This is a genomic window from Parabacteroides sp. MSK.9.14 (assembly GCF_019041495.1).
Classification (GTDB): Bacteria; Bacteroidota; Bacteroidia; order Bacteroidales; family Tannerellaceae; genus Parabacteroides; species Parabacteroides merdae.
In genome coordinates this window covers 109,424-134,177 of sequence record NZ_JAHPXO010000010.1, presented here as the reverse complement: position 1 = coordinate 134,177, position 24,754 = coordinate 109,424, and the positions used below count along the sequence as shown (strand labels likewise).

The following is a 24,754-nucleotide window of genomic DNA, read 5'->3' as shown; positions in this document are numbered from 1 at the left end:
TTGATATTCAATTGATAAAAGGAAATTAGTGATAGTATGACAGTTGTTTTTCAAAATATGTAAAAGAGTAAAGCTGGCCGATGAAGGCCATATTTTGCAGTATCCTTTGTCTGCAAAGTTACTATTTCTGGGCCAACGGGGATTTGAGAAAACCATACAATAAACCAGCCAGTTTATCACAAATAACATCTATTCTGCAACTTTTCATAAAGCAGACATCTATATGTCATGATAATTTGTTAGTTTTGCAGCTCAACATAAAAAAAGGAAGCAACAACAATGGATGTCGCCATTATCAAATACAATGCCGGAAATATTTATTCTGTGAGTTACGCACTGAAAAGACTGGGAGTCGAAGCTACAATCACAGCAGACCCGGAACTGTTATGTAAAGCAGACAAAGTAATCTTTCCAGGTGTCGGTGAAGCACATACCACAATGGAGCACCTGAAAGAGCATAACTTAGATACAATTATAAAAGGATTGAAGCAGCCTGTTTTAGGAATTTGCCTCGGCATGCAGTTGATGTGCCGCCATTCGGAAGAAGGAGATGCGAATTGTTTAGGCATTTTCGATACAGAAGTAAAACGTTTCATCCCGCAGCAACACATGGATAAAGTTCCGCACATGGGATGGAACACGATTACGAACGTTAAAGGCGGGCTGTTCAACAAGCAATTGGAGAACAAGTTTGTTTATTTCGTACATAGTTATTATGTACCCGTAAACGAATACACCGCCGCGACAACCGAATATATCCTTCCGTTCAGTGCTTCCCTGCATAAAGACAATTTCTATGCGACCCAGTTCCACCCAGAAAAAAGCGGTTCGGTCGGCGAGGTTATATTAAGTAACTTTTTAAAACTATAATGTAATATGATAGAGTTGATTCCGGCAATAGATATGATCGACGGGAAATGCGTACGCCTCACCCAGGGTGATTACAACACCAAGAAAGTGTACAACGAAGATCCTCTGGAAGTAGCCAAGATGTTTGAAGATCATGGCATCAGACGTCTGCATGTGGTAGACCTAGACGGAGCGCGACAAGGGCGGATCATCAACTATCGTATGTTGGAACGGTTGGCGACACGTACTTCGCTGATAATTGATTTTGGAGGCGGACTGAAACAGGAAGGAGACCTGGAAATTGCTTTCGAAAGTGGTGCGCAGATGGTTACGGGCGGAAGCATCGCTGTGAAGAATCCGGAAATATTCACTTCCTGGATCACCAAGTTCGGTCCGGAAAAAATCATCCTCGGAGCAGACGTCAAAGATAAAAAAATCGCGATAAGCGGATGGGAAGAGACGACAGACAAAGAACTGATCCCTTTCATCCATGATTATTACGACAATGGTATCACGAAGACAATCTGTACGGACATCAACCGCGACGGTATGCTGCAAGGACCTGCCATCGAATTATATAAAGAGATACAGGAACAAATACCTCTGCTTTATCTGATAGCCAGTGGAGGTATCAGTTCTATACAAGATATTGAGAAACTGGCTGAAGCGGGTATTCCGGCTGTCATCTTCGGTAAAGCGATTTACGAGGGAAAGATACAGCTGAAAGACTTGATCCGTTTCACCTGATAAAAATAATGATTATATATGCTTGCCAAGAGAATAGTACCCTGTTTGGACATAAAAGATGGAAAAACCGTTAAGGGAATCAATTTCGTAAACTTCCGCGATGCCGGCGACCCGGTCGAACTGGGTGCACAATACAGCCGGGAGGGAGCAGACGAATTGGTATATCTGGATATAACTGCTTCGCACGAAGGGCGTAAGACATTTACGGAACTGGTAAAGAAGGTTGCGGCCAATATCAGCATCCCTTTCACAGTTGGCGGCGGCATCAACGAGCTGAAAGATGTGGACCGCCTGTTGAGTGCCGGAGCCGATAAGGTTTCCATCAACTCGGCAGCCCTGCGCAATCCGAAACTGATCGAAGATATTGCCAAGAACTTCGGCAGCCAGGTATGTGTGGTCGCCATCGACGCCAATTTCGAAATGGGCGACTGGATATGCTACTTGAACGGCGGACGTATTCCGACGGAAAAACATCTCTTCCAGTGGGCGGCAGAAGCTGAAAGCCTGGGAGCCGGAGAAATCCTGTTTACCAGTATGACACACGACGGTGTGAAAGACGGTTACGCCAATGAGGCGTTAGCTATGCTGGCCGACAACCTGCACATTCCAGTCATCGCGTCGGGAGGAGCCGGAAAAATGGAACACTTCCGCGACACATTCGCCCAAGGGAAGGCGGATGCGGCGTTAGCGGCAAGCGTATTCCATTTCGGGGAAATCGGCATTGGAGCTCTGAAACAGTATCTCCACGAAGAAGGGATCAACGTCCGCCTCTGATGGCCACGGCAGAGAGTAACCGTTCCCTATAGAAGGAAACTCTCGTTCCAGGCAAGTGAAACTGTAGTTCCATGCCTATAAAACCAGAAACGAATGCCGAAGAACAAAAAGTTGCATACGGATGAATTAAGAACAATATAATAGTCAGATAAAAAATGAAATTAGATTTTGAAAAAATGGGCGGCCTGATTCCCGCCATCGTTCAGGACTACAACACAAACAAGGTATTGATGTTGGGCTTTATGAACGAAGAAGCTTACGAAGAAACAAAAGCTACCGGTAAAGTGACATTTTTCAGCCGTACGAAAAACCGTATCTGGATGAAAGGTGAAACCAGCGGAAACACTCTGCAGGTAGTCACCATTGCTGCCGATTGCGACAACGACACACTGTTGATCAAGGCTATTCCCGCCGGTCCCGTATGCCACACTGGCGCTGATACTTGTTTCGGCGAAAAGAATGTGGAAGACATCATGTTCCTTAAATATTTGCAGAACTTCATCGAACAGCGCCGCCAGGAAATGCCGGAAGGTTCCTACACCACTACCCTGTTTCAAAAAGGCATCAACCGTATGGCACAGAAGGTAGGCGAAGAAGCCGTCGAAACAGTTATCGAAGCCACTAACGGGACAGACGACCGTCTCGTTTACGAAGCAGCCGACATGATCTACCACCTGATCGTATTATTGACAAGCAAAGGACTTCGCATCGAAGACCTCGCACGCGAATTAAAAAGCAGACATAAAGGATAATAACAATGGAAGAGACAACCCTGCTCAAACTGGATAAAGTAGATATCTGCCGTGAAGAGAATGTGATCCTTCACAGGGCATCCTTTACACTCCACAATGGAGAATTCGTGTATGTGATCGGAAAAGTCGGTTCTGGCAAGAGCAGCCTGTTGAAATCCTTGTATTGCGAAATTCCCATCAATCAAGGGGACGCATGGTTGTTGGACTATAATCTCTGCAAGATGAGACGGAAAGACATTCCTTACCTGCGCAGGAAATTAGGGATCGTCTTTCAAGATTTCCAGCTTCTTACCGATCGTTCGGTACACAAAAATCTCGAATTCGTCCTAAAAGCGACCGGATGGAAAAAGAAAAGCGAGATAAACGAGCGCATCAACAACGTGCTTTTTCAAGTCGGGATGCAAGATAAAGGCTATAAGATGCCGCACGAGCTTTCGGGTGGCGAGCAACAGCGTATCGTGATCGCCCGCGCATTACTGAACGATCCGGTTTTGATCCTTGCAGACGAACCTACCGGAAACCTGGACCCGGAGACAAGCGGACAAATCGTACAGCTGCTACACGACATTTGCCGCAAGGGAACGGCCGTCATCATGACGACTCACAACTACACACTGGTACATAACTATCCCGCGCGTATAGTAAAATGTGAGAATGCCTGCCTAAGTGATGTTGGAGAATAATTTTTTATGTAACTTTGCACACGCATTTAAAGTGAAGAAGAACAAATTAATATAGTAAAAGAAAATGAAAGTTTTAAAGTTTGGCGGTACTTCTGTGGGATCTGCACAGAGAATGAAAGATGTAGCAAAACTGATTACGGGAGAACGTAACATTGTAGTCTTGTCTGCCATGTCCGGTACAACCAACTCATTGGTTGAAATCTCGGATTACTTGTACAAGAAAAACCCTGACGGAGCAAACGAGGTCATCAATAAACTGGCTCAGAAATATTATGGCCATATCGAAGAACTCTACAGCACTGACGAATATAAGCAGAAAGCCAAAGAACTGATAAAACATCATTTCGACCATATCCGCACGTTTACAAAGGATCTTTTCACGTTGTTCGAAGAAAAAGTTGTCCTGGCCCAAGGCGAACTGATCTCTACCGGTATGATGAACCTCTATCTGAACGAATGCGGCATAAACTCCGTTCTGATTCCGGCACTGGATTATATGCGTACAGACAAGAACGCGGAACCGGATCCTGTGTACATTAAAGAAAAGCTTATCAAGCTATTAGACGGACACAAGGATGCAGACCTCTTCATAACACAAGGCTATATTTGCCGAAATGCTTACGGCGAGATCGACAACTTGCAACGTGGCGGCAGCGACTACAGCGCCTCTCTGATCGGTGCAGCTATCGGTGCAGAAGAAATCCAGATATGGACAGACATAGACGGCATGCACAACAACGATCCGCGTATTGTTGAAAAGACATCGCCAGTCCGCCATCTGCATTTTGAAGAAGCAGCCGAACTAGCTTATTTCGGTGCCAAGATCCTGCATCCAACCTGCATCCTGCCGGCCAAGCTGAACAATATTCCTGTTCGTTTGTTAAACACGATGCAGCCGGAAGCTCCGGGCACCATGATCTCCAACATGACGGAAAAAGGGAAAATCAAAGCTGTCGCCGCAAAAGACAATATCACTTCCATCAAGATCAAGAGTGGCCGTATGCTGTTGGCTACAGGATTCCTACGAAAAGTATTCGAAATATTCGAAAACTACCAGACGCCTATCGACATGGTAACGACTTCCGAAGTAGGTGTTTCCGTTACGATCGACAACCGCAAGCATCTGGAAGAGATCGTGGACGACCTGAAAAAGTATGGAACGGTCACGGTAGACGAAGATATGGTTATCGTTTGTGTGGTAGGTGACTTGGAATGGGATAATGTCGGTTTCGAAGCCCGGATTGTCCAAGCGATGAAGGACGTCCCGGTACGAATGATCTCGTACGGAGGCAGCAACTACAACGTCTCGCTCCTTATTAAAGCCTCCGACAAAACAAGGGCATTGCAAGCATTAAGCGATCATTTATTCAACAATAAAGCATAAACAAAAAGGATGGCGTATCGAATCAATCAATACGCCATCCTTTTTCATAAGAAAAATAAAAAAGAAAGGGCCGTCTTCACAGATGACCCTTTCCAACCAAAACCTTAACTATGAAAAAATTTACGTGCTACAAATATAGATATACTTTTTTAATTACCAAAAGAAATTTGAAAAAAATGATATTAAAAGGCACATTTCCTACAGAAAAGTTCAAATCACTGGCAACTCCGTTCTATTTTTACGATATAACGTTGTTGAAAGAAACACTCAATACGGTAAAAACGGAAGCCGGAAAGTATGGCTATCATGTCCACTATGCAGTCAAGGCAAATGCCAATCCCCGCATCTTGTCTATTATTGCAGAATATGGCTTGGGAGCCGACTGTGTGAGTGGTGGTGAAATACAGGCGGCACTCGATGCAGGTTTCCCTGCCAGAAAAATCGTTTATGCCGGTGTCGGCAAAGCAGACTGGGAGATCAATTTAGGACTAGACAACGATATTTTCTGCTTCAACGTAGAATCGGCTGCCGAACTGGAAATCTTGGAAGAATTGGCTGCCGCCAAAAACAAAGTGGCCTCGATCGCCCTTCGTATCAACCCGGAAGTAGACGCTCATACACATGCCAAGATCACGACTGGCATGAAGGAAAACAAATTCGGTATCAATTTGAGCCAGCTCGGACAGGTGTTAGATTTAGTCTGCCGCCTGGAACATATCAAATTGATCGGCATCCATTGCCATATCGGCTCACAAATTACAGATATGGCTGCTTTCCGTGGCCTGGTAATCCGTGTCAATGAAATTCAGGAAGAGCTGGAGGCGCGTGGAATAAAAGTTGAGAATCTGAACTTCGGTGGCGGTCTCGGTATCGATTATTATCACCCGAATCATTTGCCTATCCCGGCATTCGACAACTATTTTGCCGTGTTCAACAAGCTATTGCAACTTCGTCCGGGACAGCAGGTTCATTTCGAGCCGGGACGTTCCATCGTCGCACAATGCGGTTCGCTGATTTCTAAAGTACTATATGTAAAAGTCGGCGAGACAAAGAAATTCTGTATTTTAGATGCCGGCTTCACCGAACTGATCCGCCCGGCCATGTACGATGCATACCACCGCATGGAGAATATCACCAGCGACGAAGAAGTTGAAGTTTATGACGTTGTCGGTCCGATCTGTGAATCGTCCGACGTGTTCGGTAAAGATGTCGAACTGAACCGCGCCCACCGTGGCGACCTGATCGCCCTCCGCTCTGCAGGTGCTTACGGCGAGGTAATGGCCTCACAATATAACTGTCGGAAATTACCGACAGCTCATTACTCGGATACGATGTAAACCCTATTTCAACATTATAGAATGGTCCATGCAAAAATCTTTTCCATACAAGCTTTTGCATGGACCATTATTTTATCAAACCGTCTTTCGAAGTGGTATCCGTAGTCCGGGTGATGTATTTGTTATAAATATCCAAAAATCCTCCGTACATTTGTATCAGCAAAGACAATTTAATATCGATGAGCGAAAATTTACTTACATTCTCCGACCTGGAATTACTCCTAATCGGGATTACTGGCGTGTTGTTTATCATACAAATACTCTATTATCTGATCACATATTCACGCCCTTTACGTGCTGCAACAGCCAAAAGCACGGAACGTGTCACGGCAGACAAGGATGCCCAACCTGTCTCCGTCATTGTCTATGCCCACGGCGAACCGGAAGATTTACGCAATAATCTGCCGATATTGCTGAACCAGGATTATCCGGATTATGAGATTATTGTTGTCAACGACGGTTCCGATGCCAATAGCGAAGACGTTCTGAAACTTTTTTCAAATGAATACAAAAACCTCTATTACACATATGTGCCTGTAGACACTCAATACCTGAGCCATAAAAAACTTGCGCTCACTATGGGAATCAAGGCTGCCCGGCATGACATCCTCCTTTTCACCGAAGCGGACTGCCGCCCGATCGGTCCGAAATGGATCAAAGCAATGGCCGGTTCCTACAATCCCGAAACGGACATTATTTTAGGTTTCTGTGCGTATCGGCATACAAAAGGGTTCCTGCACAAGCTCATTGCCTATGACAACCTGACAAATGGGTTGCAAATGATATCTTCAGCCCTCTCCCACCATCCTTTCACGGGAAACGGCCGGAACCTATCCTATCGTAAGAAACTGTTCTTTGCCCACAAAGGTTACGCTAGATCCCTCAACCTTCACGCCGGAGCAGACGATCTGTTCATCAATGAAGTTTCGAATCCCGCCAATACGCAGGTACAACTCTCGTCCGATTCCATCATCAAGATGAACAAAGTAGGAGATTTCGAAACCTGGAGAGAGATAAAAACCTCCCGCGCCGCCACCAAACGTTTTTACAAAGGAGGTTCCTTAACTTTTTACCGAATGGAAACCATCGGTTATCTGTTCTTCTGGATTGCGGGAATCGCCACTTTCATCGTCGGGCTTTCAGGAAACTGGCTGCTCTCGATATTGGCCGGATTACTCTTATTCCTCCGCTTCACAGTCAAAGCACTCGTTTATAAAAAATCCGCCTTACTCCTGCAACAAAAGCCATTAACCGCCTGGCTTCCTTTGTTGGAAATCGCTCAACCGGTCTATGACATATATATCCACATTTACAGGATGTTCAACGGGAAAAAAGATTTTACAAATAATGTGGCATGAAATAATATGCCAATGTGCTAATTGGCATATTATTATTCAAATCGAATACTTTTTGCCGGATGGATTTTGGTTATCAGGTAGGAAGGCCCAAGCATCATTAACATAGCAGCGGCCAATGTACCGATGTTCAGCAAAACAATGGAAAAGACGGTCAGGTCGATAGGAACCGCATCCAAATAATAAACGGACGGATCAAGCTTTACGACACGGAAATAAGATTGAACAAGACAAAGTACGATCCCGATTACATTGCCCCATATCATCCCTTTGCCAATCAAGAAAAAGGATATATAGAGGAATATCTTACGGATACTGGTGTTATTTTCACCCAAGGCCTTCAAAATACCGATCATGTTCGTCCGCTCCAAGATAATAATCAACAGTCCCGAAATCATGGTGAAGCCAGCAACAGCAAGGATCAGTATCAGAATCACCACCACATTAATATCCTGCACCTCCAGCCAGTCGAATATCATCGGATTCAGTTCTTTGATGGAGCGGGTATAGTATGTGTTACCATTCCGGTCTTGCTTCTCAGCAATATCAAAATACAAATCTTCAGCAACCCTGTCCAGGTGGTCATAATCATCCACTTGCAATTCCAAACCGCTCACCTCGTCAGGCGCCCAACCATTCAGGCGGCGTATCTGGCGGATATCAGCTATCACAAACAACTTGTCATAATCAACAAAACCCGTCTCATAAATACCCGTTATACGGAATTTACGAGCACGCACTTCGTCCTGCACAAAATAAGTCAAAAAGGAATCTCCAACTTTCAGCCCCAACAGATTAGCCAGATAACGGGAGAGCAACACATCCGTAGACACCTTATCGGTAGGAAGGATAAACAGCTCACCCTCTTTCAGATTATTACGAAAGAAAGTCCAGTCATAGTCCCGGCCTACACCTTTCAGCACGATCCCCTGGAAATCACTGTCGGTTTTCAAGATTCCCGGCTTCGTGGCAAAACCTTCCACATGCGTAATGCCGGGAAAGGTTTTCAGATGCTCCAGGAGCGTATCGCTCACTGCAATTGGAGTCGATTCGTAAGAAGCATTATTATCAAAGTTCGTGATTTGGATATGTGAGCCGAAACCGATCACTTTATTCCGAATTTCCTTCTTAAAACCAATGACTATAGCCACCGAAAGGATCATAACAGCCAGTCCTAAGGCTATTCCAATCATAGCAATACGAACAACAGGAGGAGTAGCCTGCCGGTCCCCCTCTTTGCTGAAATAGATGCGTTTTGCTATAAAATATTCTAGGCTCAAAGCTATTGAGAATTGAGGATTTTGGATTGACTAGTTTTAATTGTCAATTGTTCATTGTAATTCATTTATACTGTTTTTCCCGGATATGCCTCCAGCGCCTTCTGAAGCACCACGAGTGCCTTCGCCAGATCTTCTTTTTTCAGAACATAAGCCATACGGACTTCATTCTTCCCCAACCCCGGAGTCGTATAGAAACCAGAAGCCGGAGCCATCATGACCGTTTGCCCTTCATATTCGAAGTCACTCAAGCACCAAGCACAGAACTTATCAGCATCATCCACCGGCAACTTTGCCACCGTATAGAAAGCTCCCATCGGAATCGGGGAATATACCCCCGGAATACGATTTAAGCCGTCGATCAAACATTTACGCCGTTCGACATATTCATCATACGTCTCACGGGCATATTCTTCGGAAGCATCCAGAGAAGCCTCAGCAGCAATCTGGCCGATCAGAGGCGGACTCAGACGAGCCTGGCAAAACTTCATAACGGCATTGCGGACCTCTGCATTCTTCGTGATCAACGCACCAATACGGATACCACACTCCGAATAGCGCTTGGAAACTGAATCGATCAGTACAACATTTTGCTCAATCCCTTCCAAATGACAAGCCGAGATATAAGGCGAACCTGTATAAATGAACTCACGGTACACCTCATCCGAGAAAAGATAAAGATCATATTTCTTTACAATATCTCGTATCTGGTTCATTTCACGGCGGGAATATAAATACCCGGTCGGATTATTAGGGTTACAGATCAGGATCGCTTTAGTACGCTCATTGATCAGCTCTTCGAACTTCTCCACTTTTGGTAGGGAAAAACCTTCCTCGATCGTTGTCGTCACCGTACGGATCACCGCCCCCGCCGAAATGGCAAAAGCCATATAGTTGGCATATGCAGGCTCTGGCACGATAATCTCATCACCAGGATTCAGACAACTCAGGAAAGCGAACAATACGGCTTCCGAACCACCTGTTGTAATGATAATATCATCCGCCACGAGATTTATATCATACTTCTTATAATATCCTACTAATTTTTCACGATAACTACGATATCCCTGACTAGGGCTGTATTCCAACACCGATCGATCGATCGTCCGGATCGCATCCAATGCCGCTTGCGGGGTAGGCAGGTCAGGCTGACCGATATTCAAGTGATAGACATGAACACCTCTCTGTTTGGCAGCATCAGCCAACGGGGCAAGTTTACGAATTGGGGAAGCCGGCATATCGACTCCTCGTTGTGAAATATTAGGCATTACTATTACGGTTTGTTTTTAGAATGAGACAAAGGTATACATTTTAGTTGAAAGTTGAAAGTTGAGAGTTGAAAGTTGAGAGCGAAAATAACTTTCAACTTTCAACTCTTTACATTCCCGGACGCGGCGAATCCTTACTTGCATGCATAGTCGAGATAAAGGCATTCGGATCGATTTCCTTCACTTCATCTTTCAAACGGGGCAGGTCTTTACGCTCGGCAATGGTAAAGATGATCTCTTTTTCCTTTCCTTCATACATACCGCGACCATGCAAGAAAGTACCTCGCATCCCCATCTTTCCTACAATCAGTTCTTTTACCTCCTGCGTTTTCTGCGATACGATAAACACCGCCCGGTTTGGATTCTCGGTCTGGAACATTTCCACCACCTTTCCGAATACGAAGATAGCAAACCAAGAGTACAGAGGCACCGCCCAATCTTGGAATACAAGTAACCCCAACATCACCACGGTCGAATCTATGACAATAATCATATTGCTTACCTTCAAATTTGAATTTAGGGCGATCACACGGGCCAACACATCCGTACCGGCGCTCGTACTTTGCGCACGGAACACACAAGTCACTCCAAGTCCCAAAATTGCACCACCGTAAAAGCAAGCAATAAAACTGTCATTCTCAACTAATGGCTGATTAGCAAACAGATATGAAAAACTATCTGTAAAAATGGATATCAAGACAAAAGTCACAATTGTTTTCGGCCCTGACGCCAAACCGAGTTTTTTCATGGCCAAAAGCAACAAAGGCACATTAAAACAAAGAGCAGTCGCACCCATCGGCAATCCTTCGGGCATAAAAGAGAAAAGCCCCTGCGTCACGTGGTGCAAAACAATCGATATACCATATACCCCTCCCGGTACGATTTTATAAGGTGCAAGAAATAAGCTGTAACTAAGTGCCTGCAAAAAAGCACCGATAACGATCAAAGTGTAGTCTGCTACATTTTTTTTCAGCGTGGTATTAGAAACCAGATTAAACGGTTGTTCCATGTTTGCGTTGTTGTTCGATTTTTTGTATTGTTCATTATTTGTTAAAACAGCGCAAAGATATATAAAAAAGAAGAGATTGTACACATAAAACATACAATCTCTCCTGCTATCAAAAATAACCTAGCCCAGATTGAATTATCAGAAATTCAAAGTACGGTTATTATTATTTGTCACATTCAACAGAACCACATATTTGCGATACTGTTCAGGTGTAAGAACCTTCTTCATCAACTTCAAATTTCCATAAACAGCCTGACGCATCTTTTTGTCACGCATTTTTTCACTTGCCCGGAGACTTTCTCCTTGCATATCCAGAAAATACTCATTGATATTTGCTACTTCATTGGCCTGATAAGAGGACAACTGCAAATAGTTGCTCAATTTTTCAAAGTTAATAGCAAACGGTTCTTTACTCACATTGTTACGGTTCTCGCGTGCAAAACCCATTGTTGCACATAATAAAACGGCTGCAACAGCCATACCTAAACGTCTCATAATACCTAAACATTAAATTGTTAAACCTAAACACAGGGGCCATTTGCCCCTTTTCTTTTTACCTTTTATCTTTTCGTTACTGCAAATATAACAATGTGTTTTATAATATTGTTCTTGAACATATTCAAATATTGTTAACGATTAGCAAATTGGATACTATTTAACAATTAAGAAATCTTTTTGAAGCTCAAATGAAACATTTACTACAAATAAGACACCATACTCCCTATCAAACAACCGAATCGATAGTGCACAGATATTAACATCAGAAATTTCGTCATGACTACTTACAAATCGGACGACCTTTGATTTACAAAGCCAGTCTGGGTTGGGATTCCAATTCAAGCAAGAACTTTTTAGCCGGAAGCCCGCCGCCGTAACCTGTCAACGAACGGTCACTACCGATCACCCGATGGCAAGGAGCGAATATCGATATGGAGTTTGCACCATTGGCATTGGCAACCGCACGGACTGCTTTGGACATACCGATACGCTGGGCCATTTCACCATAAGAAACTGTCTTTCCAAAAGGTATTTCCAGCAATTCGTTCCATACTGTTTTTTGAAAGTCCGTACCAACAAAGAGAAGCGGCACATCAAACTCTTTACGCTTTCCGGCAAAAAACTCGTCGAGTTGCCTTGCTGCTTTCTCAATTACTTCCGATGTACCTACCTCAAATTCGGAACACAGCATCCGTTTCAATCTCCGGTCTACATGATCACGATGTTTTTCTACCTGCCAGTCACATAAACAAAGTTTGTCACCAAACGAACCGAGTAGCAACAGGCCGCAGGGCGATTCGTAACGCTGTACTTTGATAATATTTTTCTCTTTCTTCATAATAAACTTATACTAATAATTTATGCTTCTCATACGATGGCCTCACCCAACGCAGATAAACACCAAGCGAAGCCAGACAACAACCGGCTCCCACTCCATAGGCCACAGCCAATCCGGCACAGGAAGCGATAAAACCGGCCGAAAGCATCCCGATACCGACACCCAAATCAAAAGAGGTCAGATAAGTAGAAGTCGCCGTTCCACGCATATTATGTGGAGCGACATTGACAAAGAGGCATTGGAAAGCCGGAACCCCTACTCCATACCCGATACCGATCATCAAGGCGCAGACAAAGAAAACCCAAGACTGGTGGACAGTTGCAAACACGGTAAACGTCACCAACAAGCAGACCGCAGAACAGACCGATACCCAATGAATCTTCCCATGATCGACCAGCCTACCGGAGACCAGCCGCGACGTCCCCACTCCTACCGCCATATAAATAAAGAAATAGCCAGGATTGGCCACTTCTATTTCCTTTCCGTACAAAACGACAAAAGAAGTAATCATCCCATAAGGAATTGCAACCAGGATATAAGCGAGCGCAGCCGGCAACGCCTTCACCAGGATAAAACGGTCGAGGGAAAAATGCGGCCGCGGAACCTTTTCTCGCTTCGGATAGCGGATCAGGCAGACAGAACCGACCCCGATAAAAGCAGCCATCCAACCAATAAAGACAACCAGATTAAACCCACCTTTCCCATAGATGGCAACAGCTGCCAACGGAGCCAACGACATCGCCAAATTGATTGTCAGACCGTAAAATCCCATTCCTTCACCACGCCGGGAGGAAGGGATCACATCAATCGCAATCGTATTGCCGGCAACCGAAGTCAACCCCATAAAACCACCCTGAACGAAACGGACAGCCATAATAGTCAACATAGTCGTGGCAATCAGATACCCGCCGAACATGAAAGCAAAAACGAAGAAGGCGAAAAGATATAAAGGCTTACGCGAAAAGCAATCCACCAAAAAACCCGAAAAAGGCCGGACACAGAGCAGACCGATTGTATAACTGGACAACGCGATCCCCACATTTGCCGTACTGATCCCCAAAACTTCCACCAGATAGACCGGCATCGTCGGCATCAGCATATAGAAAGAGAAGTTCATCAGGAAATAAGAAATGCAACATTGCACAAAATTCCGATTCCATAATATGGGTTTACAATCTTTCATTTTATTCACGCCAGTTCACTCAATTCCAGCCAGCGCATTGTTTTTTCATCTATTTCTTCTATCACTTTTGCGATACGTTCGGATTTAGCCAACAGTTCGTCATTGCTCAACGTACCGCTGCTCATGGCCGTTTCCAACTCTGCTTTTTCGGCTTCAAGCAGAGGAATCTCGACCTCGAGCGCTTCAAACTCCTTGCGTTCCTTGAAAGTCAGTTTCTTTTTCTGCACCTTTTCAAGACGCGACGTTTTCTCCACAGTGGGGGCCATTCTTGCCTGTCGTGCAGCTTCAGTCTCTTTTTCCAACTGATCCTGCACCTCTTTCCACTCGCGATATTGCGTGTAGTTGCCCGGAAAATCCTTTATATCGGCATTTCCCCGAAACACCAACAGATGATCGACCACCTTATCCATAAAATAGCGGTCGTGCGACACGACGATCGCACATCCTTTGAAGTTCCGCAGATATTCCTCCAACACATTCAGCGTGACGATATCCAGGTCGTTCGTCGGTTCGTCGAGCACAAGAAAGTTCGGGCTACGCATCAAGACCGTGCAGAGATATAAACGGCGTTTTTCTCCCCCACTCAGCTTGTAAACGTAATTATGCTGTTTTTCCGGAGCGAAAAGGAAATAGTTCAGGAACTGTGAAACACCCATCTTCTTCCCGTCACCGAGGTCAACATATTCCGCGATATTCTGGACCACATCGATCACCTTCATCTGCTCGTCGAACTGGAGGCCGTCTTGGCTGTAATAACCGAACCGGACCGTTTCTCCTACGTCAAAACGACCGCTGTCAGGCTCCACTTCCCCCATCAGCATCTTGATGAAAGTAGATTTTCCCGTTCCGTTATTCCCGACAATCCCCATCTTTTCATAACGGGCGAATATATAGTTAAAATCTTCCACGATCTTCAGATCGCCGAAACGTTTCGAAACATGTTCCGCCTCGAAAATCTTCGATCCGATATACGACGCCTTCACATCCAAGTTGACATTACCGGCCTCATGCTGCTGTTTGGCTTTCTTTTCAAGCTCGTAGAAAGCATCGATCCGGTACTTCGCCTTTGTCCCACGCGCCTGCGGCTGACGGCGCATCCAGTCGAGCTCCTTGCGAAGCAAGTTACTGGCCCGGTCCACCTCGGCATTCAACGCGTCCATTCGTTCTTGTCGTTTTTCCAGATAATAGCTGTAATTTCCTTTATACTGATAAATCTGTTTCCGGTCTATCTCGATAATCTCACTACAGACACGATCCAGAAAATAACGGTCGTGCGTCACCATCAAAATACTAATGTTCGCGCGAGAAAGATATCCTTCCAGCCATTCGGTCATTTCCAAGTCCAGGTGGTTGGTTGGCTCGTCAAGGATGATCAATTCGGGATCGGTGATCAACACGTTTGCCAAAGCCACCCTTTTCAACTGCCCGCCGGAAAGCGTTTCCATCTTCTGGTCGAAGTTATGGATTTTCAGCTGTCCCAAAATCTGCTTGGTACGCTGTTCATAATCCCAGGCTTTCAAGTTATCCATCCTAAGCAGGATATCTTCGAGATTGGAATGATCGCCGCTTGCCATCGCCTGCTCATATTCGGCGATCAAACGCACCGTCTCGTTCGGAGAGTAGAAACACGCTTGCAAAACAGTCAGGCCGTCCGGATAATGCGGCATCTGTTCCAGGTAGCCAACCCGCAGATCATTTCGGAACACAACCGCCCCGCTGTCATAATCCTCCTTTCCGGCTATAATATTTAGCAAAGTCGTTTTCCCCGTACCATTCTTAGCTATCAGCCCGACCTTCTGCCCTTGCGCGATTCCGAAAGTGATATCTTCGAATAAAACCAAATCGCCGAAGCTTTTAGTCAACTTATCTATTTGTAAATAACTTATCATATATTCATATCTGCTTTAAATGCAGGACAAAGATACAAAAAGATCAAGCACGATGGATGGGATTATTTCGTATATTCATGCCGAAACAGTTGCCTGCTGACAATTGTCGGCAAACAACAACTACGGCGGAAAAATCCAATTATCAGAAGGGAAAACCAGATTATCCGGCAGACGATTCAACAATATATGCCAAGCTGTTTTAAACAATCCTCTTAACAAATATGTTCCCTTTTATAATAAATTATTATTTTTGCCGCTTTAGATAAATTTTAACAGATACACTATGTTGACAACAATGATCATCGTGTTCCTGATAGGATATTTACTTATCGCTCTGGAACATCCGCTAAAAATCAATAAAGCGGGAACAGCACTCCTGACTGGAACAATCCTTTGGGTTTTATATACATTGGGGGCCCCTCAATTTATTCCGACCGCTTCAGCCGAAGAATTTAAACTTTTTTTAGACGCATTCCCATTCATAAAGGATCTGCCCTATGCAGACCAGTGTATCCGTTTCGTCATCGACCATCAGATACTGGATAGTATCGGTGAGATCGCAGAGACTTTGATCTTCCTGATCGGGGCGATGATCACCGTAGAACTCGTCGATTCTCACGGAGGGTTTATGTTCATCACCAACCGCATCACCACCAACAGCAAGCGGAAGTTATTGTTCGTCATTGCTACGATCACCTTTTTCATGTCAGCAGTCCTGGATAACCTGACTACTTCCATCGTCATGGTCATGCTGATCCGAAAATTGATCGGCAATTATAAGGAGCGCTGGATTTTCGGCAGCATCATCGTGATTGCCGCCAACAGCGGCGGGGCCTGGTCGCCCATCGGCGACGTGACAACGATCATGCTGTGGGTAAGGGGAAATATCTCGACTTCGGCAACGATCCCGCATCTCTTTTTACCGAGCCTCGTATCGGCATTAGTCCCAGTATTGATCATATCCCGCTATTTGCACGGCAAAGTTACGCCTCCCAACGCTTTTGAGGAAAACCGTGACAACCTTCTATTAAAAGTATTGAAAGCGAACGAAAAACTGGCGATCCTCTGCATTGGCGTGTTCTGTCTGCTGTTCGTCCCAGTGTTTAAAACGATCACGCACCTGCCCCCTTTCATGGGGATTTTGATGGGAGTCGGTATCCTGTGGATATTCACTGAATTGATGTACCGGAAAACTCCGATCAACGAGGACCTGAAACTCCGTTTATCGAAAGTAGTGAGCCGTATAGACGGAGCTACTCTGATGTTCTTCCTCGGTATCTTACTGGCTGTGGACGCACTGCGTTGCAGTGGTGTTTTAGGCAGTTTTTCCCTCTGGTTGGACGATACGATCGGCAATGTATATGCCGTCAACCTGATTATCGGAACGCTCTCCGCCATCGTCGATAACGTTCCGCTCGTCGCCGGTGCTATCGGAATGTACCCCGTTGCCTCGGATGCGATGGTCGCTACGGCTGCTGATCCGGCTTATATAGCCAATTTCGTACAAGACGGCGTGTTCTGGCAATTCCTAGCCTATTGTGCCGGCGTGGGTGGCAGCATGCTGATCATCGGTTCTGCTGCCGGAGTTGTCGTTATGGGACTGGAAGGGATCAATTTCATCTGGTATCTAAAAAGAATCTCGTTGCTCGCACTGGCCGGCTATCTGTCGGGAGCCGCTGTTTACATCCTACAAAATGTACTATTAGGCATATAAAAAGATTCTTATTATATTTGTCGGCAATAAATATAAATATACACAATGAATTTCATTTCCAAACTATTCAAGAAGAAAGAAGAAGAAACAGAAGTCGTATCGAAAGGCTCCGTAGAGGAGTTCGTTACGCTGATCCGCGTGTATTACCAGGCGGTAATGGCTGTGCAGTTAGGTATCACCAACCTCAATATATTGAACGATATGGCGTTGTTCAAACGGATGCTTAAGATCCCGACTCAGAACAACAAGTTGGGCATAGCCGAGAAATCCCGTTCCCGCAAAATCCTAATGCAAGAATACGGGCTGAACGAAAACTTCTTCAAGGAAATCGATGCCTCCATCAAAAAGAACTGCAAGACGCAGAACGACATCAAATCCTATTTCATCATGTATCAGGGATTCAACAACGACCTGTTCTCCCTGCTCGACAACCTGATGCAATGGAAATTCCGCTTCTCCATGCTAGTGAAGAAACTGTTATATTCGCAGACACAAAAGACCATCCATGAGATTGTAACCCGTTCGGAATGGAAAGATGTCAGTGTTCAGAAAGTCGCCTGGAGAATACGGAAATACAAAGAAACGCTCGGCTATTCGGAAGAATGGATGACCGACTTCGTGTACAATGTCGTGCTGATGGCCAAAGAAGATGCCAAAAGACAGAAGAAAGAAGACAAATAACACCGTGACTATATGAGCTACCTGTTCTTAGAATACCCGAAATGCAACACCTGCCGAAATGCAAAAAAATGGCTGGATGAGCATAAAATAACGTACGAGGATCGTCATATCATCGATCGCAATCCTTCTGTCGAAGAACTGACAGAATGGATCAAACGCAGCAAGCTTCCTTTGAAAAACTTTTTCAACACCAGCGGACTGGTTTATAAGGAGATGAAATTGAAGGACAAGCTGCCTGCGATGAGCGAAGCGGAACAGATCGCTTTGCTGGCTTCGGACGGCAAATTGATCAAGCGCCCTTTGCTGATCAGTGAAAATCAAGTTTTGGTCGGTTTCAAAGCGGACGAATGGAACAACCTGGTAAAATAATGAAAACGCCAGCCACTCAGCCGATAGAGCAACATCCGTTAGGGTTCTTCCTCCCGGAAAACACGAAATTATTGATGCTGGGCAGTTTCCCACCTCCGCGTGCACGCTGGTCGATGAATTTCTACTATCCGAATATCCAAAACGACATGTGGCGGATACTCGGACTGGTTTTCTATAACGATAAAGAATATTTCTTAGAAACCAAAAAAGCTTTCAGTGAAGAGAAAGCAAAAGCCTTCTGCCGGGAAAAAGGGATCGGAATCGGTGATACGGCTATGGAAATCATCCGTTTAAAGAATAATGCTTCCGACAACTTCCTGCAAGTGGTCACACCGTTGAACCCGGTTGAGGTTCTGGCCAAAATACCAGAATGCGAAGCAATCGTCGTAACAGGTCAAAAGGCAATGGACACGCTTATCGCCACGCTGCCTCCGGTTGAAGAACCCAAAGTCGGCTCCTACTCCCGTTTCACCCTGTCGAGCCGCATTTTCCATCTCTACCGCATGCCTTCTTCCTCCCGGGCTTACCCCAAGCCGTTAGAGGAAAAGGCCGCAGTATATAAACAGATGTTCGAGGATTTAAAGATGATATAAATCAGTCACTTTCGGCTTGATCCTAAAGTAACCATCATCCGCAATGAAAATACCGGTTTACCAGTTCAAGCATTCCTTCCGGATCATTTTTCAGGTCTTCACGTAATGTCGTGTCATCATAACTTTCCAGTTTTTTTATGATACCGTCAATCATGCTCGGACTAAAGACATTATACTGTTCGAATATCCCCCTCTGCTGTTGCAGGCGTTTGGCAGAGGCGGCACAGCTATCCGGCAGTTGGTCCAATGTTTCCAAACGAGCCTTGTTTTCTTCCTGATGAATATTCACGTTCACATAAGTCTTTTCTGCAATATCCAACGCATCCGGGATTTCAAACCCGTAACGGCAAGCGACCGCCAGTCCCGCCAACAACTGATATAAATCGGCCGATCCGTCCGGCGAACGCATTTCGACCGTCTGCTTCTGCGTCGTGTCATAATGACTATCTGCCTCCAACGGGTTTGCCAGCGAACACATATCCTTCTTGGCAGCCCACCCCAACGGAACACGCACTAAAACAGAGCGGTTACGGTCGCCCCAGCAAATATTCGTCGGAGCCTCCTGGTGAGGAACCAGACGGAAATAAGAAGTCGGATTCGTATTGCCGAAAGCCGTAATGGACGGAGCTAACTTCATCATGCCGGCAATTGCCTTACGAGCCGTTTCCGACAAAACGCCATCCTGCAACATCTGATTCTTGCCATCCTTCATAATACGCATATGTATATGCAGACCGGAACCCGCTTTTCCAGCCGTGATCTTCGGAGCAAACGTAATGTTCAACCCGTACTCGTATGCCAGATTACGGATCACCCATTTGGCAATCATCAACTGGTCGGCGGCATCTTCCACCCGCGTAGGCAGGAATTCAATCTCATTCTGTTCATATATTTTACCATTCAAGGTAAAATTACCAACTTCCGAATGCCCGTATTTTATCTGTCCTCCCGCTTGTGCGATATATTGCATACATTGCGTACGGAACTGGTTGAACTTCGCATAAGGCCCCGATTCATGATATCCGCGTTGATCAGTTGCCGGGAACAAATCTTCCTCATCCGCAATCACATAATACTCCAGCTCTCCCATCGCCTCGAACTGCATACCTGTCACATCCGAAAACGCCTTGCTTGCCTTGTGCAGCGTATATTCAGGCGAGCTTTCCAGCGGTTCGCCATCCTTATTAAAGAACGAGCACAGCATGCTCAACGTCGGCAATTCGGAAAAAGGATCGATAAACGCCGTACGGAAACGCGGAATCACATACAAGTCGCTGCTACCCGCCTCGATAAACGAAAACAGGCTAGAACCGTCCACACGTTCCCCGCAGGTCAGGATTGCATCCAGATATGCAGCATTGTTAATAACAAAATTCAATGTTTTCAAGCGCCCGTCACCGGCAGGATACATAAAGTTCACCATCCGGATATTCTTCTCTTTAATGTACGATACGATATCCGCCTTTGTAAATTCGGCAGATGGCTTCTGAAGGAACTCAACCAAAAGGTTGGCATTCATGTCTAATTCGTCTTTCATGTCTTTGTCGATTGTTTGTATAATTATATACCCGATTAACAACTCTATTACACCAAAGATAGGAAAGAAATTCCGGGAATCACCAAAGAATCGAGAAAATAAGTGGTTTCATCAACTATTTTTCGTACATATAGTTGGAATTATAGAATATTCTCTTACCTTTGCACCCGCAAACACGGAAGTAGCTCAGTTGGTAGAGCACTGGTCTCCAAAACCAGGTGTCGGGAGTTCGAGCCTCTCCTTCCGTGCCAAAAGGAAATCATTTCGATTTCAACAATTCCGCAATCTGTTCCCCAAACACAATATTCAATATCTGATCTTTTTTATCGCTGTCCAATTTTATTTGCAGAACAGCTTCGGTCGATGTTCCATTTCCTTTCGCCATAACATATTTATCGGGAAATGTAATAACATCTATTACAGACATCTGCAAAGCATTTGCAATTTGCAATAGCGTATTATATTTCAATTCGCGTTCACCCGACATGATCAAGCTAAATCCAGCCTGCTTCATACCAATCTGCATAGCAAGATATTCCTGCGAATAGCCTCTATTTCTTCGAATTGTATCTATATTCTCCAATATACTGTTCATACTTTCAAATTAACAATTGTCTAAGAAGAAAATAAGCATACATCGTAATATTTTATTGCGATTATTTTTGCATATATAACATTTTGCAATATCTTTGCTGCTGATACAATTCAAAACTATTAACGAGGATTGTGTTTACAAAACTCATTCTTAAATCAATCAAGAGAGTTGTTAACCTATAAAGATATAATCAAATGTGTAAATTTTTATCTAAAATATATGTTCCACCTAATACATGTTGCCTATGATCTATCATCTCTAAATTCCGTTTTTTTAGCTGGATAGCAATATCCATATTAGTTTTTTAACCTTATATTCATTTAATATCCAAACACATGGAAAGATATTCTTTAAACCATTTATTCAGGATGCTCGGCTGTTTTATGCTTTGCATCATGTTTACAGCAACGGCATTCGCACAACAAAAGACTATAAAAGGAACTGTTGTGGATGCGACCGGTGAGCCCTTAATCGGTGTCAACGTATCAGTAAAAGGGACAACAATCGGTATAATCACCGATATTGACGGCAATTACACATTGGAAGTTCCCTCCAAATCAACTATCGTCTTTTCTTACATCGGCTATCAAACTCAAGAGGTTGCAGTAAGTAACCAATCAACGATCAATGTAACTTTAAAAGAAGACACTCAAAAACTGGAAGAAGTCGTAGTAGTCGGCTACGGCACACAAAAGAAAGTGACTGTAACCGGTTCTGTTGCCAGTGTATCCGGCGAAGAACTGAAAGCCTCACCGACAACCAACCTTACCAACGGCATGGTAGGCCGTATGCCAGGTGTTATCGGTTTTCAGACAGCTGATGAACCGGGTGGTGGCGGTACCACAATTCGTATACGTGGTACAAATTCTTTAGGCAGTAATGACCCATTGGTTGTAATCGATGGTGTGCCCGACCGTGATGGTGGTATGAACCGATTGAACCCGACTGAAATTGAATCAATCTCCGTATTGAAAGACGCATCTGCCGCCATCTATGGTGCACGTGCAGCGAACGGTGTAATTTTAATTACAACAAAACGCGGAAAAGAAGGTAAACCAGTTGTTTCATTTAACGCAAGTGCAGGTTTCTCACAACCAACCCGTTTACCCAAAATGACTAATTCATACGAATATGCAACCATGTTGAACGAAGTTCTTCCGGGCTCTTTCTCTGACGAACAACTCGAAGGTTTCCGCACACACGCCAATCCGTGGAAATATCCAGACACCGACTGGTTTGATGAAATCGTAAAAGGCGCCTCTCCGCTATATCGTGCAGACATCGGCGTATCTGGTGGTACAGAAAAAGTAAAATATTACGCAAACTTCGGAGCTAATGGTGAAGACGGTTTGTACAGAAATTCCGCCAATCGATACGATCAGTACAGTCTGCGTACGAACTTGGATGTCAAGACCAGTAAGTATGTTGATTTCCAATTAGGTGTAACAGCCCGCTTGGAGGACACTAAATATCCGGCTAAAGGAGCAGGTGATATTTTTGGTGCAGCCCGTCGTTCTCGTCCCGACCAGGTAGCATGGTGGCCTTCAGGCGAACCGGGACCTGCAGTTGAACGCGGTGACAACCCGGCTGTAACCAGCACTGACTTGGCAGGTTTCGACCACTATAAGAACCAGTACATCCAAAACAATTTGTCAGTCAATATAAAAGTACCTTGGATCGAAGGTCTAACTTTACGCGGAAACGGTTCTTACGACATCCACTTCCAAAACCGCCGTTTGATGAAAAAACCGGTGTACTTGTACACATGGGATGGAACAACTGAAGGGAGCGAAGGATTGAGTGCATCCAAACAATGGTTGGACACTCCACAATTGGAACGTAAACACAGTGAGCAAATCGGTTGGATGCTAAACGGATTAATCGACTACAATCGTACATTCGGACAACACACTATAGGTGTTACTTTCGGTATGGAAGGACAGAAAAAGCAATACGAAGAAACATGGGCATTCCGTCAAGGTTTCATCTCCGATTCCAAACCGGAATTGAGTTTAGGGGGTGAAGAAGGGCAGTCTGCAAGAGGTTATTCTTGGAAAGAAACCCGATTGAACTATTTCGGACGTGCTTCTTATAACTACTTGGAACGCTACTTATTCGAATTTGTTTGGCGTGTAGATGGTTCTTACCGTTTCCCGAAAGAGAGCCGCTATGGATTCTTCCCCGGCGTTTCTTTAGCTTGGCGTGCTTCTGAAGAAAATTGGTGGAAAGATAATATCCGCTTTATCGATTACTTCAAACTGCGTGGTTCAGTTTCTCAGACAGGTAACGATGCATTGGTAGATGGAGATGGCAACTATGACCACTCCATCCAATATCTGACTACTTACGCATTCAACAATGCCGGTACTGTATTCGGTGGCCAGGAAAACAAACGTCTCTATCCGAGCCGTACTCCCAACCCGAATATCACTTGGGAAGTGGGTACAACTTACAATGTCGGCTTAGACTTCAAATTCTTGCAGAATCGCCTGAGTTGGGAAACAGACGTTTTCTATCACAAACGAACCAACATGCTGATCTCCCGTAATGCTTCTCTGCCTGAAATCACCGGTATCACATTACCTCGTGAAAACCTGGGAGAAATGAAGAATAGAGGCTTCGAATCATTGGTCAGCTGGCAGGATAAGATCGGAGAAGTCGAATACGGAGCATCTCTGAACATGACGTATGCACGCAACGAAATCACTTTTTGGGATGAAGTACAAAATGTGCCCGAATACCAATTCTCGACCGGCAGACCGGTAGGTAGCCGCAATATGTTACTCTACGTTGCAGACGGCATTTTCCATACACAAGCAGAAATTGATGAAGCACGTGCAAAAGGGTTATTATATTCAGACAACACCGTTCCGGGTGACATCCGTTTTAAAGATATGAATGGTGACGGTAAAATAGATGGTTTGGATCGTATCCGTCCAGAGAAGAACCAGGAACCTCGTTTTGTTGCCGGTCTGACCCTGACAGCCAAGTGGAAAGGCTTCGATTTGATGATGTTATGGCAGGGAGCAACCGGGGCTGAAGTGTATATCGAGACATGGTCAGGCTTAGTTGGCAACTTCTTGAAGAGCGACTACGACAAACGTTGGACACCGGAAAATCCGTATTCGGAAGGACCGCGTACATGGGACCGTGAAAACCAGTATTGGATCAACAACGACAATACCTATTTCATGAGAAATGCCAACTACCTACGTCTGAAAAATATTGAATTGGGTTATACATTCAATTTCGAAGGATTGAAAAAAGCGGGCATTTCCAATTTGCGTCTTTACACCAACGGGACCAACTTGATTACCATCGACGGTGTTAAAGATGCAGACCCAGAACAGCGTGACGCCAGTTTAGGAGGCTATCCTTTGAGAAAAATCATCAACTTCGGAGTTCAAGCAACATTTTAAAAG

22 protein-coding genes and 1 tRNA gene are annotated in these 24,754 nt (G+C 44.8%); 14 read left to right on the top strand and 9 right to left on the bottom strand.

From position 1 onward, the window contains the following. The first annotated feature begins 279 nt into the window (after window positions 1–279). The 8 genes from hisH (at window position 280) to KTG12_RS07595 (ending at window position 7,884) form a co-directional block, all read left to right on the top strand. A complete protein-coding gene (gene hisH, locus KTG12_RS07630) occupies window positions 280–870 on the top strand; it encodes an imidazole glycerol phosphate synthase subunit HisH (RefSeq protein ID WP_036724525.1) in 591 nt (196 codons plus the stop codon). 6 nt (window positions 871–876) lie between these two features. Beyond that, window positions 877–1,596: a 1-(5-phosphoribosyl)-5-[(5-phosphoribosylamino)methylideneamino]imidazole-4-carboxamide isomerase gene (hisA, locus tag KTG12_RS07625; protein WP_005640799.1), complete on the top strand. Its 720-nt coding sequence runs from the start codon at window positions 877–879 to the stop codon at window positions 1,594–1,596. Window positions 1,597–1,614: 18 nt separating this feature from the next. Then, window positions 1,615–2,370, top strand: coding sequence for an imidazole glycerol phosphate synthase subunit HisF (gene hisF / locus KTG12_RS07620; RefSeq protein ID WP_122122531.1), 756 nt, complete (start codon window positions 1,615–1,617; stop codon window positions 2,368–2,370). Between the two features lie 155 nt (window positions 2,371–2,525). Then, complete coding sequence (hisIE, locus tag KTG12_RS07615) at window positions 2,526–3,122, top strand: bifunctional phosphoribosyl-AMP cyclohydrolase/phosphoribosyl-ATP diphosphatase HisIE (RefSeq protein WP_005640797.1); 597 nt, start codon at window positions 2,526–2,528, stop codon at window positions 3,120–3,122. A 5-nt stretch (window positions 3,123–3,127) separates the two neighbouring features. After that, window positions 3,128–3,805, top strand: a complete 678-nt coding sequence (locus tag KTG12_RS07610; protein WP_005640796.1) for a cell division ATP-binding protein FtsE — start codon at window positions 3,128–3,130, stop codon at window positions 3,803–3,805. A 64-nt stretch (window positions 3,806–3,869) separates the two neighbouring features. Then, window positions 3,870–5,189, top strand: a complete 1,320-nt coding sequence (locus KTG12_RS07605) for an aspartate kinase (protein ID WP_005640795.1) — start codon at window positions 3,870–3,872, stop codon at window positions 5,187–5,189. Between the two features lie 176 nt (window positions 5,190–5,365). Continuing rightward, window positions 5,366–6,526, top strand: coding sequence for a diaminopimelate decarboxylase (lysA, locus tag KTG12_RS07600; RefSeq protein ID WP_005650907.1), 1,161 nt, complete (start codon window positions 5,366–5,368; stop codon window positions 6,524–6,526). A 179-nt stretch (window positions 6,527–6,705) separates the two neighbouring features. Further along, window positions 6,706–7,884, top strand: coding sequence for a glycosyltransferase (locus KTG12_RS07595; RefSeq protein WP_122115523.1), 1,179 nt, complete (start codon window positions 6,706–6,708; stop codon window positions 7,882–7,884). A gap of 32 nt (window positions 7,885–7,916) precedes the next feature. On the opposite strand, the gene KTG12_RS07590 is transcribed toward KTG12_RS07595, so the two are convergent. From KTG12_RS07590 to KTG12_RS07560, 7 genes are all read right to left on the bottom strand, one after another. After that, the gene (locus KTG12_RS07590) at window positions 7,917–9,161 is read right to left on the bottom strand and encodes an ABC transporter permease (RefSeq protein WP_005640790.1); all 1,245 of its coding nucleotides are present in this window, start codon (window positions 9,159–9,161) and stop codon (window positions 7,917–7,919) included. A 65-nt stretch (window positions 9,162–9,226) separates the two neighbouring features. Further along, window positions 9,227–10,426: a pyridoxal phosphate-dependent aminotransferase gene (locus KTG12_RS07585; RefSeq protein ID WP_005646142.1), complete on the bottom strand. Its 1,200-nt coding sequence runs from the start codon at window positions 10,424–10,426 to the stop codon at window positions 9,227–9,229. Window positions 10,427–10,535: 109 nt separating this feature from the next. Next, complete coding sequence (locus KTG12_RS07580; RefSeq protein ID WP_005650904.1) at window positions 10,536–11,435, bottom strand: YitT family protein; 900 nt, start codon at window positions 11,433–11,435, stop codon at window positions 10,536–10,538. Between the two features lie 138 nt (window positions 11,436–11,573). Beyond that, entirely contained in the window at window positions 11,574–11,930 is a 357-nt protein-coding gene (locus KTG12_RS07575) for a hypothetical protein (RefSeq protein ID WP_005640785.1), read from the bottom strand. A gap of 310 nt (window positions 11,931–12,240) precedes the next feature. Further along, window positions 12,241–12,771, bottom strand: coding sequence for a methylated-DNA--[protein]-cysteine S-methyltransferase (locus tag KTG12_RS07570; protein ID WP_005640781.1), 531 nt, complete (start codon window positions 12,769–12,771; stop codon window positions 12,241–12,243). Window positions 12,772–12,778: 7 nt separating this feature from the next. Continuing rightward, window positions 12,779–13,954: an MFS transporter gene (locus KTG12_RS07565; protein ID WP_022322410.1), complete on the bottom strand. Its 1,176-nt coding sequence runs from the start codon at window positions 13,952–13,954 to the stop codon at window positions 12,779–12,781. A gap of 5 nt (window positions 13,955–13,959) precedes the next feature. Further along, window positions 13,960–15,843, bottom strand: a complete 1,884-nt coding sequence (locus KTG12_RS07560) for an ABC-F family ATP-binding cassette domain-containing protein (RefSeq protein ID WP_022322409.1) — start codon at window positions 15,841–15,843, stop codon at window positions 13,960–13,962. Between the two features lie 283 nt (window positions 15,844–16,126). Between KTG12_RS07560 and nhaD the strand changes: the two genes are divergently transcribed. The 4 genes from nhaD to KTG12_RS07540 are packed head-to-tail and all read left to right on the top strand — an operon-like array spanning window position 16,127 to window position 19,200. Further along, complete coding sequence (gene nhaD / locus KTG12_RS07555) at window positions 16,127–17,557, top strand: sodium:proton antiporter NhaD (RefSeq protein WP_005650897.1); 1,431 nt, start codon at window positions 16,127–16,129, stop codon at window positions 17,555–17,557. A 45-nt stretch (window positions 17,558–17,602) separates the two neighbouring features. Further along, a complete protein-coding gene (locus tag KTG12_RS07550) occupies window positions 17,603–18,238 on the top strand; it encodes a hypothetical protein (RefSeq protein WP_005640770.1) in 636 nt (211 codons plus the stop codon). Window positions 18,239–18,250: 12 nt separating this feature from the next. Next, complete coding sequence (locus KTG12_RS07545) at window positions 18,251–18,607, top strand: arsenate reductase family protein (protein WP_005640769.1); 357 nt, start codon at window positions 18,251–18,253, stop codon at window positions 18,605–18,607. After that, window positions 18,607–19,200, top strand: coding sequence for a uracil-DNA glycosylase family protein (locus KTG12_RS07540; RefSeq protein WP_005646132.1), 594 nt, complete (start codon window positions 18,607–18,609; stop codon window positions 19,198–19,200). The genes KTG12_RS07545 and KTG12_RS07540 overlap by 1 nt, the downstream gene beginning before the upstream one ends. A gap of 34 nt (window positions 19,201–19,234) precedes the next feature. Here the strand turns inward: KTG12_RS07540 and KTG12_RS07535 are convergent, their stop codons facing one another. Further along, a complete protein-coding gene (locus tag KTG12_RS07535; protein WP_022322407.1) occupies window positions 19,235–20,737 on the bottom strand; it encodes a glutamine synthetase family protein in 1,503 nt (500 codons plus the stop codon). 175 nt (window positions 20,738–20,912) lie between these two features. Here KTG12_RS07535 and KTG12_RS07530 point away from each other — a divergent pair. Beyond that, window positions 20,913–20,988: transfer RNA gene (locus KTG12_RS07530), tRNA-Trp, on the top strand. Window positions 20,989–20,996: 8 nt separating this feature from the next. Here KTG12_RS07530 and KTG12_RS07525 read toward each other — a convergent pair. Continuing rightward, window positions 20,997–21,332: a helix-turn-helix domain-containing protein gene (locus KTG12_RS07525; RefSeq protein WP_005640764.1), complete on the bottom strand. Its 336-nt coding sequence runs from the start codon at window positions 21,330–21,332 to the stop codon at window positions 20,997–20,999. Window positions 21,333–21,667: 335 nt separating this feature from the next. Between KTG12_RS07525 and KTG12_RS07520 the strand changes: the two genes are divergently transcribed. Beyond that, on the top strand, window positions 21,668–24,751 hold the full coding sequence (locus KTG12_RS07520; RefSeq protein WP_005650890.1) for a TonB-dependent receptor: 3,084 nt from the start codon (window positions 21,668–21,670) through the stop codon (window positions 24,749–24,751). Window positions 24,752–24,754 lie beyond the last annotated feature (3 nt).